Genomic DNA, 17,174 nt, shown 5'->3' on the forward strand with positions numbered 1-17,174 from the left:
AAATTAATCTAATAATTGAGCTAACTGCTTTCCAATGGTGCTACCGATTGCAATTCCCATACCTCCTAAACGTACTCCGCAATACGTATTGTTTGATAATTGTTTTACTATCACTTTTTTCTGCTTTCCGACTCCCATTATGCCACTCCAACGATGGTCTATTTCAAATTTAGTATTAGGTAAAATAGTTGTTTTTAACAAGTCGTCTAGTTTATTTTGAATGATTTGTGTTTCTCCAAATACCGTAGTTTCTTCAGTTTTAAAATCTAGATTTCGGCCTCCACCCAACAAGATTCTATTGTCTATATTTCTAAAATAATAATACCCTTCATCTAAATGAAATGTTCCTTCAATATGTAAATTATCAATGGGTTTAGTAATTAAAACTTGTGCTCTTGCTGGTTGAACATCAGAGATATTTAATTGTTCAGCAAATCCGTTTGTGGCTATAAAAAGTTTCTGAGTTGAAAGCGTAAAATGATTCGTTTTTAATTTTACAGAATTTGAATCTTCTGAAAAATCATCAACAACACAATTATTCAATATTTTAATGCCTAAGGATTGCACTTTATACAATAGAGCATCCATCATTTTCCCTGTATCAATCTGGCCTTCAAATGAATTAAAACAGTATTGTGATTGTATATTTTTAAATCCGAAATTATTGTCTTTGAATGAGAATACCTCCTTATTAAATAAGGGGTGCAAAAGTTGATTAATGTATTCCTGCTTATTAAGACATAAATTATATAACCGTTCATCAAAATCTAAGAACAATTCATAACCTCCAAGATTTCTATAACTTATAGCGTCATCACCTAGTGTTTTACGAAGTAATTGAAGTCCCTCAATTCGATTTTTAATTAAGTCTAAAACCTCAATTTCCGAATGGTGGTTTAAATCATCTATAATTTCGCTTAAACTTCCAAAGCATGCAAAACCTGCATTTTTAGTACTCGCTCCTTGCGGAAGTATTCCTTTTTCAAGAATTAAAATCTTGGCGTTTGGAAATCGCTGTTTGAGTTGCAAGGCACAATTAAGGCCCACGATGCCACTTCCAACAATTGTATAATCGATGTTAGATAACCAGTTTTTTATTTCCCAATAGGATAAATTCATTGGATAAAAATAAGTGATGTTTAACGAACCTGCCTATTTTTTCTCTATTTATTAAAATATAATTACCTTAGTACATTATTTTTTATTCACCATAATTTTTCCCCCTACATAAGAACAATTATGGTTTAACTTAAAACTGTTTTATGAAAAGAATTACCCTTAAGATTTCATTACTATTTACATTATCGTTTATAGGACTTGTGAGTTTTGCACAAAGTACCTTCACGGAAGTGAAAATAAGTAAAGAAGATGTTTCTAAAATGTTAGAAATTAATGTGCCTTTAACGGCTAGTGTCTATGACTTTGATGTTGCTAGGTTACAAGAAAAATTGAATAGTGTATCCTACACTGAATTTGATTTTCCAAATTCGGAAGGTAAATTTATAAATTATAATTTGAAGGAGTCTTCTTTAATGGAAGACGAATTACAAACGAAATACCCAGAAATTAAATCGTATGCTGGTTATGGAGATAATGGAGAATATATAAGACTTACTGCGACTCCTTATAATGGTGTTAATGGAATTATCATCACTAGTGATCGCTCAAACTCTCTTATCGTTCAAAATATACCAGGCACAAATAAATCTGCTATATACAAACGAAATGATGCGAAATTTGGAAAAGATTTTGAATGTTCAACTCCTGAAAACTTTGAAGAAGAAAATGTTACCAATTCAACTAATAGAGCTGCTGATGACAGCATTTTAAGAACCTTTAGAATAGCGATATCTACAACAGGAGAGTATGCAGATTACCATGGTGGAACTTTGGCATCTGTAAATGCTGCAATCACGACATCTTTAGCACGGATAAATTCTGTTTATGAACTTGATTTTGCAGTTAGATTAATATTAATAGGAGGAAATGACGTCAATATCTATTTAAATGGAGCAACTGATCCTTATAGCGGAACTAATGATGGTGATTATAATCAAGATTTAGCAGATACATTAGATGCTAACTTAAATGATAGTGATTATGACGTTGGACACTTATATGCTGGTATTGGTAATAATGGTAACGCTGGATGTATTGCTTGTGTGTGTATAAATGGTACTGTACAAAACTTCAACCATAAAGGAAGTGGTTTCACAACTAGTACAGTGCCTATAGGAGATCGCTGGGATATCGATTTCGTTGCTCATGAAATGGGTCACCAATTTGGAGGAGTTCATACATTTACTCACCAAAGCGAAGGTAATGGCATATCACAAATGGAACCTGGTTCTGGAACAACTATAATGGGTTATGCTGGTATAACTGGAGCGACAGACGTACAAGACGTCTCAGACCCTTATTTTCATGCTATCAGTATACAACAAATTACAACACATGCAAAATCAAGATCATGTGATGTTGAAACAGCTACAGGTAATGCTATCCCAAATGTTAATGCTGGTACTGATATAACGCTTCCAGTAGGAACTCCTTTTGTTTTAACTGGTTCTGCAACCGATGGAGATCCTGGAGACAACTTAAACTACTGTTGGGAACAATTTGACGAGAATAACGGATCAACTGCTTATCCAAGTCCTACTAGTACAAATAGTAATGAACCTTTATTTAGATCATATAATCCTTCTACTGATACATCGAGAACATTTCCAAAACTAGAAGATTTACTTGATAATGGAGTCAATGGTAATGTTTGGGAAAAAGTTCCTACAGTTGGACGTTTCGCAGATTTTAGATTAACGGTTAGAGACAACGCAGCCAATGGAGGCGCAAATAGTTTTGATGATATGAGAATTACTTGGGATGCTACTAAAGGGCCTCTAGAAGTTACTTCTCAAAGTACAGAAGGTATTATTTGGAATCGTAATACAACAGAAAATATTATATGGGATGTGAATAGCACGAACACAATGACAGGTGCATCTAATGTTAATATTTTATTATCTATTGATGGAGGATTAACTTACCCTATAACACTAGCTTCAAATGTTGCAAATAATGGATCGGCTACAATAACGGTTCCTGATAATCCAGCACCTTATTGTAGAGTTAGAATACAACCTACAAATGCACCTTTCTTTGCGATTAACACTATTGATTTTGCTATTGATTATACAGTTACTACAGATTGTAGTGAGGTTTATACTTCTACTACCAATTTTGCTATACCAGATAATGACACTAGCTATAGCGCATTAGGATTAACAACAAATTCTACAAGTACACTTGGTGGAACTAAATTCTTAAAACTTGGCTTAGATGTTACGCACACTTATATTTCAGATTTACAATTTTTACTTCAATCACCTACGCCTAATCAGACACAAGTAATTGCTTTTTCTGCGGGTACATGTGGAGATTTTGATAATTTAAATATTCAACTTTTTGACACAGCACCAAGTATTGTTTGTGCTAATCCTACCGTTGGAGATGTATTAACGTCAAATTCATTCTCTGCATATGATGGAGAATCTGTAAATGGGCAATGGATTTTAGCTTTGGTAGATACAGCTGCTCAAGATACTGGAGTATTAAACTCTTGGTCTTTAACTGTTTGTGAACAAGTTGAAACATTACTTTCTATTGATGAAAACTCTCTAGAAAACAGCTTTTCAATGTTCCCAAACCCATCTAATGGTTCAGTAACAATTAAGTTTGACTCTTTAGATGATGTGAATGTAGATTTATATGACATTAGAGGAAGATCTGTATATTCAAATTATTTTAAACATACCGGTAATCAATTTAATGAAGAACTAAATTTAAGCGACCTATCAACTGGTGTTTATATGGTAAAAATTAAAAGTGGTACAAGTACAGTAAATAAAAAGTTAGTGATTAACTAGACACTAACAAATTGAACATACAAAAAAGGTTGTCTAAATTAATAGACAACCTTTTTTTCATTTTTATAGCAATAATATTCCTTGAAAGAATTTATGCTCTTAGAATTTGTTTATAAAAAAGACCATCTAAATTAATAGATGGTCTTTTTTTTATAAATCTTCTTTACATTAATCTTCAATCACTTTTTGCATTTTAAAGTCTTCCATAAACTTAGTAGTATAATTACCCGCTAAATAGTCTGGATGATCCATTAATTGTCTGTGAAAAGGAATTGTAGTTTTAATACCTTCTATCACAAATTCATCTAATGCACGTTTCATCTTATTAATAGCCTCGTCTCTAGATTGCGCTGTAGTTATTAACTTTGCAATCATAGAATCGTAATTTGGAGGAATTGTATAACCTGCATATACGTGAGTATCTAAACGTACTCCATGACCTCCTGGAGCATGTAATGTTGTGATTTTTCCTGGTGAAGGTCTAAAGTCGTTAAATGGATCTTCTGCATTTATTCTACATTCAATAGAATGCAGTTGTGGTAAGTAATTTTTTCCAGAAATTGGAATACCTGCAGCCACTAAAATTTGTTCGCGAATTAGGTCAAAATCAATTACTTGTTCTGTAATAGGGTGCTCTACTTGTATACGCGTATTCATCTCCATGAAGTAGAAATTTCTATTCTTATCGACTAGAAATTCTACAGTTCCGGCTCCTTCATATTTAATGAATTCAGCAGCTTTCACAGCAGCTTTACCCATTTTATTTCTTAGCTTATCAGTCATAAAAGGAGAAGGTACCTCTTCTGTTAACTTTTGATGACGTCTTTGTATTGAACAATCTCGTTCCGATAAATGACAAGCTTTACCTCGAGAATCTCCTACAATTTGTATTTCGATATGTCTAGGCTCTTCAATAAGCTTTTCCATATACATATCATCATTACCAAATGCAGCTTTAGATTCTGCTCTCGCAGATTCCCATGCATCTTGAAGGTCCTCAGCTTTCCAAACCGCACGCATTCCTTTTCCTCCTCCACCTGCAGATGCTTTAAGCATTACTGGATAACCAGTTGCTTTAGCGACCTTTTTACAGTCTTCAAAGGTTTCAATAACACCATCACTTCCTGGCACACAAGGAACTCCTGCTTCCTTCATTGTTGCTTTAGCGTTGGCTTTATCACCCATTCGGTCAATCATCTCTTCAGATGCTCCAATGAATTTTATACCATGCTCTTCACATATTTTAGAGAATTTTGCATTTTCAGACAAAAACCCATAACCAGGATGTATAGCATCTGCATTTGTAATTTCTGCAGCGGCAATAATATTTGATATTTTTAGATAAGATTCACTACTTGATGGCGGTCCAATACAAACGGCTTCATCAGCAAATTTAACGTGAAGACTTTCTGCATCTGCTGTAGAGTAAACTGCTACAGTTTTTATACCCATCTCTTTACAGGTTCTAATAACACGCAGTGCTATTTCTCCTCTATTGGCAATTAGTATTTTTTTGAACATAACTTCAGTTTTAAAAATTTATTTTCCAAGCTCCAATTCCTAAAAAATTAAAGATTTTAGGATCCGATAGCTACCGGAATATGGATTGGAATTTTTAATTGTTATGATGGATCTACCAAAAATAATGGTTGATCGAACTCAACTGGAGATGCATCGTCAACGAGTACTTTTACAATTTTACCAGAAATTTCTGATTCTATCTCGTTGAATAACTTCATTGCTTCAATAACACAAAGGACATCACCTTCTTTAATCTCAGTTCCTACCTCAACAAAAACAGGTTTGTCTGGAGCCGATTTACGATAAAAGGTACCGATGATTGGTGATTTTATAGTAACATATTTTGAATCCTCAGCTGCTGCTGTTACCACAGGAATTTCATGTACTGGAGCTGCTGCGCCTTGTACAGGTGCTTGATGCTGCATAACTGGTGCTGCCTGCATTGGTATTTGCTGTACAATTGTAGTATCTTCTGAACCTGTTTTAATGGTAATTTTAATGTCGTCCATTTCCAACTTAACCTCACTTGCGCCAGATTTTGCTACAAATTTTATTAAGTTCTGAATTTCTTTTAAATCCATAATGTTTAGATATTTGTTAGTTAGTTTTTATTAGGAATTATAAGCCCATTTAAAATAAATTGAGCCCCAAGTAAATCCACCACCAAAGGCAGCAAATATAATTTTATCACCTTTTTTAAGTTGTGATTCGTAGTCAAATAATAATAAAGGTAAGGTTGCAGATGTTGTATTACCATACTTCTGTATGTTCATCATTACCTTATCTTCTTCAAGATTTATTCTGCTGGCTGTAGCATCAATAATACGTTTATTAGCTTGATGTGCTGCCAACCAAGAAATATCATCATTTTTAAGATCGTTTCTTTTCATTATTTTTTCTGAAACATCTGCCATATTAAAAACTGCGTTTTTAAATACAGTTTTTCCGTCTTGAAAAACATAATGCTTGCCCTCTTTAAAAGTATCTTCAGTTATAGGATATGCAGAACCACCATAGGTTGCTTGCAAAAAATCTCTACCTTCTCCGTTACTTCTTAATAATTCATCTTGTAAACCTAAACCTTCTTCATTAGGTTCAAAAAGTACAGCACCTGCTCCATCTCCAAAGATAATACACGTTGCTCTGTCTTTATAATTTATAAATGATGAATTTTTATCAGCTCCTATTAAAAGAATTTTTTTGTAACGACCAGACTCTATGTATGCAGAGGCCGTTGACATGCCGAAAAGAAAACTTGAACATGCAGCTTCCAAATCATAAGAAAATGCATTTACTGCACCTATTTGAGTTGCTGTATATGCTGCAGTTGCTGCGGCCTTCATGTCTGGTGTAGCTGTACAAACAATAACTAAGTCTATTTCTTTAGGATCAAGACCTTTTTTTTGAATAAGATCTTCCGCTGCTTTTATAGCTAAAAACGATGTGCCTTGTCCTTCTTCTTTAAGGATTCTTCTCTCCTTTATACCTGTTCTCGAGGTAATCCATTCGTCATTAGTCTCGACCATTGTTTCTAGTATCTTGTTAGTTAAAACATACTCAGGAACATAGCCTCCGACAGCTGTAATTGCCGCTGTGATTTTACTCATTATTAGCTTTTAGATTAATTAAAAGTATGAAAAATTGACAACGTTTATAACGTTTTATCAATTTCCCTTTATTTTGGTGAATGTAAATTGCAATGCAAAGTAAGTGGTTTTTGCGGTATTGAAAAAATAATAACAAAAAAAACGCTCACATAGGAGCGTTTTCTTGTATGCATGCATAGTAATTATGCTACATTTTCTTCTTCAACAGAGTTGTCAATTAGTACTTGACCTCTGTAATATAATTTACCTTCGAACCAATGAGCTCTATGATATAAGTGTGCCTCACCAGTTGTTGGGCAAGTTGCTATTTGAGGTACAGAAGCCTTATAATGTGTTCTTCTTTTATCTCTTCTTGTTCTCGATATTTTACGCTTTGGATGTGCCATTTTAAATGTTATTTATCCGTTAATAGTTTCTTTAAATTATTCCAACGAGGATCAATATCCTCTGATGTTTTTACTTTATGGTCCTTATTAGGACTTAATTCTTCTAGTTTTGAAAGTATATCTGATTGCAACGTGCCATCTTCAATACCTGGATGAATTCTTTTTATAGGAACTGCTAAAATTATAAGTTCATATATATATTGTGCCACATTAACTTCATACTCGCCGTGTGATACAATTAAGATTTCTTCATTTTCATCATTATACTCATCACCAAACTTAACGACTAATTTAAAATCATCATTAACAGCCTGGTTATAAGGCTCATCTGAAATATCACAATTTACATTTACTGACCCTTTTGCCGAAAAATACAACTCCATAAGTGTTGATTTTTTTTCAAATTTCAGGTCAATTTTTATATCAACTGCGTTGAATTCATCATAATCAAAATGTTGAAAGAACGTATTATCAATTTGATAATCAAAATGATGTTCTCCTACTTTTAATCCTACAAAAGGGATCGTATAAGATTTTAATGCCTTCATTATCACATTCATTTTGAGCGTGCAAATATATAAAATATTCCTTACTTAATACCTAGATATCAACAAATTTTGTTTATAACTATCGAGAAGCCTTTTTTAAAGGGTTTTTACTATAGTAATTATACTCTTTTCTATTCCTAAAAATTTGGATCGCTGTTACGATGGCTTGCTTCATTGAGCTTTCATCAGCGATTCCTTTTCCTGCAATTTCGTATGCTGTTCCATGATCTGGTGATGTTCTCACTTTACTCAAACCTGCAGTATAGTTTACTCCTTTGCCAAAAGCAATAGTTTTAAAAGGAATTAATCCTTGATCATGATACGAAGCAATTATAGCATCAAAATTTGTATAATTACTAGAACCAAAAAAGCTATCGGCAGAATATGGTCCGTAAACTAAGGTACCATCTAATTTTATTTTTTCTAACGTCGGTTTTAAAATTGTATCATCTTCATTACCAATAACACCATTATCTCCAGCATGTGGATTAATAGCCAAAACCGCAATTTTAGGCTTCCTAATACCAAAATCTTGTTTTAAAGATTTAGTAACGGTCGCGATTTTTTCATTAATGAGTTCTTTTGTAATGGCCTCACTAGCGTCTTTAAGCGGAACGTGATCTGTTAAAAGTCCTACACGCAAGCTATCTGAAACCATAAACATTAAACTTTTCCCATTTAATGCTTTTGCTAAATAATCTGTATGTCCGGGGAAATTAAATGTATCAGATTGGATATTATGCTTATTAATTGGAGCTGTTACCAAAACATCAATAGTTCCTTCTACTAAAGCTTTAGTTGCAGCCTCAAGAGATTTTATCGCATATTCTCCAATCTTCTTATCTTCTGTACCAAATTGAATTTTTACAGGCTCATTCCAAACATTAACCACATTTACCTTTCCGTGAACTACTTTTTCTGGACTATCAATACTGAAAAAATTAATTTTACTGTTAAAATGAGTCTTAAAGAATTGCATTGTTTTTGCCGAAGCAAAGATTACAGGTGTATTTAATTCTAAAGACCTAGGATCTTCATATGCTTTAATTACTATTTCTGCACCAATACCATTGAGATCTCCAATCGAAATTCCAACAATTATCTTTTCGTCTTTTTTCATTTTTTGTCTTTAACTTTGTATTTGCAAATTTAACTAAATAAAGTACAAATTATGTTCACAGGTATTATAGAAGATGTAGGTACAATTGATAAACTGGAAAAAGATGGTGGAAATCTTCATATTACAGTACAAACCTCAATAACTAATGAATTAAAAATTGATCAAAGTGTGGCTCACAATGGAGTCTGTTTAACGGTTGTAGATCTTAAAGAAGATAGCTATACTGTTACAGCAATCCAAGAAACTTTAGATAAAACAAATTTAGGGTTACTTAAGGAAAAAGAATTTATTAATATAGAACGTGCCATGAAACTTGGTGATCGTTTAGATGGACATATTGTACAAGGCCATGTCGATCAAATTGCTACTTGCACTACTATTAAGGAAGAAAATGGCAGTTGGGTATTTACTTTTGAATATGATAAAAGTCTGAATAATATTACTATTGAAAAAGGTTCTATTACTGTAAATGGAGTAAGCTTAACGGTTGTAAACTCACAATTAAATAGTTTTTCTGTAGCAATTATACCTTATACGTTTAGTCATACAACGTTTAAGACCTTAAAAATAGGTGATACTATAAATTTAGAATTTGATGTTATTGGGAAATACGTAAAACGACTAAATGATTTGCGTAATTAAGCGCTTCGTTTAGATATTTTATAAGATTTATAAATGCCATAACCTAAGGCTAGTAAAAACAAAAATACAATACCTCCATCGATAGGAAGACCTGGTGGATTTGGTGGTGCTGGCGGCTGAGGAATGTCCTGAGCCATAGACACAAAACCAACTAAAAAAACTAAGACTGAGGCTAACATATATTTCTTATGCATTCTTTTAAATATGGTGTAAAAGTATAAAAATAATTGAGCTGACAAAATAAAATCGAGTAAAAACATCTTTAAACGGTAGATTTTACCGATAAAATGCAAATATACGAAATTAAATTAGGGAAGACACTTACATCTCTTAATTTCACACAGCCACAAATATAATACTTATTATATATAAACGACACACTGAACAGGCTCAAATCACAAAATAAGCGTTTAACTGCCAATGGTTTCTAAAAATAAATCCGAAGAACTGCGTTAGTCGTAATGCCCAAAGAATATCTTGTAAACTTTATCGCATTATCAACATCATCAATTCTATAATAATTATTTATGGGGTTTTTAATATCAGAGATGTTCCAAGCAGAAACTCCTACTTCCGAACGTAAGCTTCTATTTATTCTAAATTTATAAAGTGCCGAAGCATCAATCCTTAAATAATCTTTTAATCTTTCATTATTAGCACTATTGAAATTTACGGCATCATTTACAACGTCGTTATCTAATATTGGTATTGATGTTGGTTTTCCAACTCTATAATTGAGTCCTGCAGAAATATTCCAAGACTTATTACTATAGGTACCTCCTAATGTAAAGGCGTGGGTAATATCAAAATTACTAGGGAATTCTATTTCTTCAAGCATTTTAAACGTGTAATCGTTTTTTATGTAGGAATAACTTAACCATGTATTAAAATTATAAAAGCTCTTTCGGACTAAAAACTCAGCACCAAAAACATCATAGCTACCTTTTTCTTTTTCAAATTCATATTTGGTAGTGAAACTTTGGCTTTGTGTGGTAACGCCATCTACGTTTTGATAATACCCTTTAACATCTAATAACCAGCCTTTATTTTTATAAAGCAATCCTATTGACGCTTGTTTACTTTTAATAATAGGTATGCTATCATTATCCGTAAGTTGCCATCGTCGTTTTTCTACTCCTAAAAAATCATTTTGAAAATTGATAATTTGAGAGGTGTTTTGATGTTTAAATTCGCCTAAAGCTTCTAATTCAAAATGATGTCCTAATGCTTTTCTAATACTTAAACGAGGTTCTATAATTAATTCATCAAACTTTTCGATATAATTAACTCTAGATCCTAATTTTACACTAAGATTTTTGTTTTCATTTTCGAACTTAGCGTGCGCAAAAACAGCTTGTTCTCTTAAAACTTCAGAGTCACGCCTAACAAATCGAGGCACATCTATGTCGTTGAGATTTGTAATTTCAGATTCAATGAAATTATAACCTAAATTAAATTGCCATTGGTTTTGGGTATAAAACCCTTCTAATTTTACAGAAGTTTCAGACACTATGTTTTCTTGCAAGAAGCGCTGTTCTGCCATAATATTAGCATTAACAGCTTGCAACTTGTAATCTGTATTATAAACATTAAGCACTGTGCTCAAGTTATCGTTCCATTGTCGTTTATAATTTAAACCTGCAGAAATACTCTTTTGAGAAATACTACTTTCTCGTGTCTCTTGTATACCATTGAAAAGTGCAGATTCATCAAACGTTAAATCATTGTGTACGAGAAGAAAATTTAATCGTATAAAATCCTTATTCGTTGGGTTGTAAAGCCATCGTAAAGAGGTATCATAAAAATCGAAAGATTGATTTGAATTAGAAACACTAGTTGTATTTTCTTCTATTTCTGTGTCTTGCGTAACACGTTTAAAATAGGTTTCATAAGTTGGTGTGCGCACCAATTCATCTATAGATTTCCGTCCTGCAATTTGAACCGAAGATTTTTCGCCAATAGGTAGATTCAAAAATAAATCGGCATTAAGAAGGTTAAGACCAAAGGAACCTTCAAAACTAGAGTCAATATTTTTATTAGATCGCATATCAATTGTTCCTGAAACACCATCAGTATAAGAAGCATCTGTTCCGTTATTAATAACCGTTGCTGTTTGTGTCATTTGCGGATTAAAGCTTGAAATCAATCCGAAAAAATGACTAGATTGATACATTTTAATGCCATCCCAAAGCAATAAATTTTGATCGTTAGAACCTCCTCTTATATTAATATTAGAAACCGTTTCATCTACACTTATCACACTTGGCAATGCTTGAACAGTTTGTAACACATCAGACTCAATAAGTCCTGGCAACAGCGTGAACTTACTATAATCAATAGCGATACTTCCATCTCGCTGTTTGTCTATACCTTTTATAATATAACCGTTGAGTACTACAGAACTAAACACTTCTGCTTCTTCTATAAGCGTTATAGACTCACAACTATTAAGATTAAAAACCTTGGCTTGACGCTCTATGGTTTTAAAACCAATAAATCGGATGGTTAAAATAGCATCTACCGAAGGTATTTCAATTTCAAAATAACCTTCCTCATTGGTAACAGCATAATTACTTTTTGTATTAATTGTTGCTCCATAAAGTGGATTGTCTAAACGGTCTCGTACATAACCACAAACGGTAATCATTTCTGTGATAGAGATCACCACATCACTAATCTTTCTAAACTTTAAATGGGTTTGCTGTTCTAAGTTTTTAATTTTAGCCTTAAGACTTATGCTACTAGATATAGGAATTACATTAATATTTTTAAGAAGATCACTTTTATAATTAAAAGTGATGTTGTGCGCCTTAGAAATAGCATTGAGTGCATCTATTATTGAAACTTTTTCGTGATTAGTTTGTGCGCTTATAGAAAGACAACACAGGAAACTTACTAAAAAAGTAATCCAATTAATTTTTAACATTACGGATCGTCACCTTTTCGTTATTTATAATACTATAGGTCAAACCAAGTGGCTGGGAAATAGATTTTAAAGCACTATTAAGATTGTTGTGTTCAAATGCACCCGTGAATCTTAAATCGTCAGTGATAATAGAATCTGTAACGCTAATGTTATATTGATTTTCAAGTTCTAAAAGAACCGCTTTTATTGGTGCATCTTTAAATACACTCATCTTTTTAAGCCAATACGGTTCTGCAATTGCAACATTAGATTTTTGAGCCTTTCCTGAATCTAAAATAAACTCTGAACCTGCAGGCAATTGAATAACCTTATCATTATAACGCACTTCTACCAAACCTTCATAGCAGGTAACTTTAAAAATGCTGTCTTTGGACAACACATTAAACTCGGTACCTAAAACACTCACTTTTCCAAGTGTAGTAGTGACGTCGAAACGCTTACCTTTTTCAACATCAAAAAAAGCTTCCCCTTTCAGGTTTAGTGTTCTTTCGTTTTTCCAATTTGAAGAATTGTAGTCAAGTTGGGATAATTCATTAAGTTCTACTCTAGAATTATCAGGAAGTGTAATGGTTTCTTTTTGTGCTAAATCGGTTGAAATTGTATTAGTATTATCTTTATTCAAAAAGAAAAATAGTGCTAAACCAACTACAAAAACAGCTGCAAATCTTGAAGCTACTTTCATCCAATTGAAAGGTGCTACTTTTTTATCTTGTAATCGTTGATCTAAAGTTTCAAAAGTAGGCACTTTTGTCTGATGATTACCTCCAAATCGTTGTGCTTCATCTACTATTTCTTCATATAGCTTTGCATCATCTAAAGCCTTAAAAGCTTTCGCTTCTGCTTCAGATAAGTCATTATCCAACCATTTTTTTAGTAAATATTCTTTATCCATAACTCGATGTTATACTTATAAAACAACTCAACTTTTAATTGTCCCAAAATTATTTTCAATTAAGTTCTTCTAATTGGTCTTTCAACTTATTTAGAGCGGCATAAATTCTATGTTCAGCGACCTTTTTGGTGACATTTAATAATTCACCTATTTCTTTATGCGTTTTTCCATCAACCTTACTTAAAAGAAAAGCAACACGTTCTTCTTCTTTTAAAGTTGATAATGCCGTTTCATAGCGTTTTAGAAATTCCTTTTTACGCAACATAAATTCTGGAGTCTCATTGGTGTAATCCTTAGGCTTAATTTCTTGATGTTTAAATACAATATTTTGGTGCTTCACCTCATTTAGCATCATGTTGTTTGCAACCGTATATAAATAAGATTTTGCAGCTTCAGGTGCTACTTTTGCACAATTTTCCCATAATTTAATAAAGGCATCTTGCACTTTATCTGAAGGATTTAACAAATTTCCATACTTATAGTATAAAATAGTACTCATAGACTGTGCATACTTTTCATAAAGTTTAGAAAAGCGCAATTTATCACAGACATCTTTGTGGAGCGACTTGGGCAATTAAAGTTGGTATTTAAAATTTGAATACCAAAAATATGTTTTTTTAAAAGAGCATAAAAAAAATTGGGAGACTTTAGTATGTCATGGATTTAAAACTACAAACTCATTGATTTAGTTTATAATTTTTATAAAGAAAGAGAATTATATATATAAAAATTTAGAATTAGAACAATTAATTGAATGATGCTCTAAAAAAATTGCAAACAACTATTTAATAGGCTATTAAGTTATGACACATGAAACCAAAAACAACAATTAAAAATCTAAAACAACTCCAGTTACACTTGAATTAATAAAAAAATTAAAAATTTATTGGGACAATTAAAAGTTGAGTTGTTTTAAGTATAGAAGCCGTAATTAAAACGTCTTATTAAACGAAAACTTAACCATGATCATAAAAAACAAATTAACAATGAAAACTATCAAACCATTCCTTTTTGCTTTAATGGGTTTATTTCTAACCTTAACGTCTTGTAGAACCGAAGACGACTTAACTATAGATCCACCAACAGAATCTACACTGCAATCAAATTCAGCTTTAGCAAGTCAGATTCAACAAGTCACCATGAACGATGGCTCAGTAGATAATATCGTTTACAACGCGAATTGTTTTACCATTCAACTTCCACTTTTAGTAACCATTAATGGAGTAGAATTAACCATTACTAATGTTAATGATTATGACGATCTTGAAGATATTCTTGATGAATTTGATGACGATGACGATGATGTTGAGATTGCTTTTCCTATCACAATCATTCTTGCAGATTATACTGAAATCCAAATCAACAGTTTAGACCAGTTAGAAGACTATGCTGACGATTGTAATGATGAAAATGAAATTGACGATGATATAGAATGTTTAGATTTTGTATATCCTATTACAGCTTCACTATTTAATACAAGCAACGAAATTGTTGCAACATTAACATTTACTAACGATTACGATCTGTATGAATTTATAGATGATATTGACGAAGATGATTTGGTTGGATTTGAATTCCCAATAAGTATAGTGATTGCAGATGGTACCGAAATTACAATTAACAATTTTGATGCTCTTGATAATGCTATTGATACTTATGGAGATGATTGTGATGAAGATGACGATTACGACCATGACGATGATGATTGTACTAACTGTACACCAAGTCAATTAGAGTCTATTTTAACCGCTTGTTCTGGTTGGTACATAGACGAATTAGAACGTAATGATAATGACTTAGAAGACAACTATAATGGCTACTTATTTGATTTTTTCACTGATAATACAGTAACCGTAACTTGGAGTGGTAACACTGCAAATGGTACTTGGACCATTAGCGGAACAGGAAACAATACTACAGTAACCTTTGATATCCCTGGTTTTGATGACATCAATGACACTTGGTATTTAGATGAAATTGATAATGACGATGATGACAATGAAACTGAAGTAAGTTTTGAAATTGGTGATGATAACGAGTTAGAATTCAAAAACGATAATTGCAACTAATCCTAAAATTAAATAACACACAAATCTTAAATTATACATTATGAAATCACATACTATGAAAACCCTATTTACACCTAAAACCTTATTAAGCGCACTACTTGTTTTTAGCTTATTATCTTGCTCTAATGACGATGACAACAATGATGACGATTGTAATAATTGTACAACAGAGCAATTAGAAATCGCTCTAACAACCTGTTCTGATTGGTATATTGAAGATTTAGAATTAAACAATATTGATTTAAAAAGCAATTATATAGGTTATACCTTTAATTTTTTTACAGATAATACGGTTACTGTGTCTCGGCCTCAAAATACATCAAATGGAACCTGGACTACTAGTGGATCTGGAAATGACATCAGCGTCACCTTTAACATTCCAGGATTTGATGATATTAATGATACATGGATATTAGATGAAATTGAAAATAACAACACTATTGAAGTAAGTTTTGAAATAGGTACTGCAAACGATTTAGAATTTAAAAGTACCAATTGTAACTAGTAACTGCAATTATAGTCCCTTAACTTAATTAATAACAAAACCAACCATGAAGAAATTTATGGTTGGGTTTTTATTAAAAAATGCATCAGACATAACATTTAACAAATCGACTAAGCGTTTAGACTCGTTTTATAGTCTCATAAGCCAATTTCACTTCAGCCTCGCTATATTTTCGCTCTAAACGTCTAATGGTAAAATGAGCCGTTGCCATATTCTGAAAGTGATCTACAAAGACATAATTTAAGCCACCTCCTCCAATGGCTCCAACAATAGGGACAGCTTGCGCTAAAAATTTCTCACTAATTATAAGACTTAATCTGGTCGCTATTTTAGATAAGAAGTTTCCAATAGCATTAGAGCCCAAAGCACTTGCTCCTTTTACTAAACTATCTAAACTCATTTTTATGCCTGCCGCAGACACATTATTTAAAGCCGAGTTTAATGCCATACGCGTAGTATAGTAACTCGCTTCCATACCGTCGTCATTGGTAGTATCTCCGCCAAGAGCAAAAACCTGTAAACAAGCCATTTGACCTTCTAAAGTATAAATGTCTTCGCCTTCACTACGTGCAATATCCATAATAGTGCGCATTAAGAATTTAGTAGTAAGTGTTACTTCTGAAGCAAAAATAGCAGTTCCAAAACCTGTAGATGAGCCAAAGAAACCACTTAGAGCTCCAGTGCCTGTAACAATACTTTTATAGGTGTTTTTTGAAGGCTTTTTAAAAGTTTTATGCTTTTGAATCGTTAATAAATTCGCTTTTATTATTTTTAATAAGACCGATTCTGTAATCTTCTGTACTTTAACTAATACTTTTTCTGGTACATAACTAATTCCCGTTTCTACTGTATTACCAATTTTATTGACATTACGTATTGCCCAACCTAAATTTTGCATGCTAGATTTTGCTTGCTTTAAGGTTTCTAAATCATCTTTTGTAATAGGGTTTGTTATGAGATTCACAGTTTGAGGTTTTACAGAATACGTCGCTAAACTAACCGATTTGTTACAGTTTAAATAAAGAGTCTACATCT

General features: G+C 32.4%; 16 protein-coding genes. 4 read left to right on the forward strand and 12 right to left on the reverse strand.

The window, feature by feature from the left end:
- Window positions 1-3: 3 nt before the first annotated feature.
- Window positions 4-1,119 (reverse strand): NAD(P)/FAD-dependent oxidoreductase, encoded by a 1,116-nt coding sequence (locus HM981_RS04775; protein ID WP_179337430.1) that lies wholly within the window; start codon window positions 1,117-1,119, stop codon window positions 4-6.
- 143 nt (window positions 1,120-1,262) lie between these two features.
- Here HM981_RS04775 and HM981_RS04780 point away from each other — a divergent pair, with 143 nt between their 5' ends.
- Entirely contained in the window at window positions 1,263-3,923 is a 2,661-nt protein-coding gene (locus HM981_RS04780) for a zinc-dependent metalloprotease (RefSeq protein ID WP_179337431.1), read from the forward strand.
- Between the two features lie 168 nt (window positions 3,924-4,091).
- On the opposite strand, the gene accC is transcribed toward HM981_RS04780, so the two are convergent.
- The 6 genes from accC to pdxA all read right to left on the reverse strand — a co-directional run bounded on the left by accC (window position 4,092) and on the right by pdxA (window position 9,105).
- Window positions 4,092-5,444, reverse strand: a complete 1,353-nt coding sequence (gene accC / locus HM981_RS04785) for an acetyl-CoA carboxylase biotin carboxylase subunit (RefSeq protein WP_179337432.1) — start codon at window positions 5,442-5,444, stop codon at window positions 4,092-4,094.
- Between the two features lie 101 nt (window positions 5,445-5,545).
- Window positions 5,546-6,025 carry an acetyl-CoA carboxylase biotin carboxyl carrier protein gene (gene accB / locus HM981_RS04790; RefSeq protein ID WP_179337433.1) on the reverse strand — a complete coding sequence of 160 codons (480 nt, stop codon included), beginning with the start codon at window positions 6,023-6,025 and terminating at the stop codon, window positions 5,546-5,548.
- 30 nt (window positions 6,026-6,055) lie between these two features.
- Window positions 6,056-7,051 carry a beta-ketoacyl-ACP synthase III gene (locus HM981_RS04795; RefSeq protein ID WP_179337434.1) on the reverse strand — a complete coding sequence of 332 codons (996 nt, stop codon included), beginning with the start codon at window positions 7,049-7,051 and terminating at the stop codon, window positions 6,056-6,058.
- 182 nt (window positions 7,052-7,233) lie between these two features.
- Entirely contained in the window at window positions 7,234-7,437 is a 204-nt protein-coding gene (gene rpmF / locus HM981_RS04800) for a 50S ribosomal protein L32 (protein ID WP_179337435.1), read from the reverse strand.
- A gap of 8 nt (window positions 7,438-7,445) precedes the next feature.
- Entirely contained in the window at window positions 7,446-7,985 is a 540-nt protein-coding gene (locus tag HM981_RS04805) for a YceD family protein (RefSeq protein WP_179337436.1), read from the reverse strand.
- Between the two features lie 79 nt (window positions 7,986-8,064).
- Window positions 8,065-9,105: a 4-hydroxythreonine-4-phosphate dehydrogenase PdxA gene (gene pdxA / locus HM981_RS04810; protein WP_179337437.1), complete on the reverse strand. Its 1,041-nt coding sequence runs from the start codon at window positions 9,103-9,105 to the stop codon at window positions 8,065-8,067.
- A gap of 51 nt (window positions 9,106-9,156) precedes the next feature.
- Here pdxA and HM981_RS04815 point away from each other — a divergent pair, with 51 nt between their 5' ends.
- Window positions 9,157-9,747 (forward strand): riboflavin synthase, encoded by a 591-nt coding sequence (locus tag HM981_RS04815; RefSeq protein ID WP_179337438.1) that lies wholly within the window; start codon window positions 9,157-9,159, stop codon window positions 9,745-9,747.
- On the opposite strand, the gene HM981_RS04820 is transcribed toward HM981_RS04815, so the two are convergent.
- The 4 genes from HM981_RS04820 to HM981_RS04835 all read right to left on the reverse strand — a co-directional run bounded on the left by HM981_RS04820 (window position 9,744) and on the right by HM981_RS04835 (window position 14,139).
- A complete protein-coding gene (locus HM981_RS04820) occupies window positions 9,744-9,941 on the reverse strand; it encodes a PID-CTERM protein-sorting domain-containing protein (protein WP_246286106.1) in 198 nt (65 codons plus the stop codon). The two genes, HM981_RS04815 and HM981_RS04820, sit on opposite strands and share 4 nt — an antisense overlap.
- Before the next feature lie 233 nt (window positions 9,942-10,174).
- The gene (locus tag HM981_RS04825; RefSeq protein ID WP_179337439.1) at window positions 10,175-12,673 is read right to left on the reverse strand and encodes a TonB-dependent receptor; all 2,499 of its coding nucleotides are present in this window, start codon (window positions 12,671-12,673) and stop codon (window positions 10,175-10,177) included.
- Window positions 12,660-13,565, reverse strand: a complete 906-nt coding sequence (locus HM981_RS04830; RefSeq protein ID WP_179337440.1) for a FecR family protein — start codon at window positions 13,563-13,565, stop codon at window positions 12,660-12,662. Before HM981_RS04830 ends, HM981_RS04825 begins: the two co-directional genes overlap by 14 nt.
- Window positions 13,566-13,620: 55 nt before the next feature.
- Entirely contained in the window at window positions 13,621-14,139 is a 519-nt protein-coding gene (locus HM981_RS04835) for an RNA polymerase sigma factor (RefSeq protein ID WP_179337441.1), read from the reverse strand.
- A gap of 412 nt (window positions 14,140-14,551) precedes the next feature.
- Between HM981_RS04835 and HM981_RS04840 the strand changes: the two genes are divergently transcribed.
- Window positions 14,552-15,634 carry a hypothetical protein gene (locus HM981_RS04840; protein ID WP_179337442.1) on the forward strand — a complete coding sequence of 361 codons (1,083 nt, stop codon included), beginning with the start codon at window positions 14,552-14,554 and terminating at the stop codon, window positions 15,632-15,634.
- A 40-nt stretch (window positions 15,635-15,674) separates the two neighbouring features.
- Window positions 15,675-16,139, forward strand: a complete 465-nt coding sequence (locus tag HM981_RS04845; RefSeq protein ID WP_179337443.1) for a hypothetical protein — start codon at window positions 15,675-15,677, stop codon at window positions 16,137-16,139.
- Between the two features lie 118 nt (window positions 16,140-16,257).
- Here HM981_RS04845 and HM981_RS04850 read toward each other — a convergent pair whose 3' ends face one another.
- Window positions 16,258-17,103, reverse strand: a complete 846-nt coding sequence (locus HM981_RS04850; protein WP_179337444.1) for an EcsC family protein — start codon at window positions 17,101-17,103, stop codon at window positions 16,258-16,260.
- Window positions 17,104-17,174 lie beyond the last annotated feature (71 nt).

The sequence above is a fragment of the Winogradskyella ludwigii genome, from assembly GCF_013403985.1.
Lineage (GTDB): Bacteria > Bacteroidota > Bacteroidia > Flavobacteriales > Flavobacteriaceae > Winogradskyella > Winogradskyella ludwigii.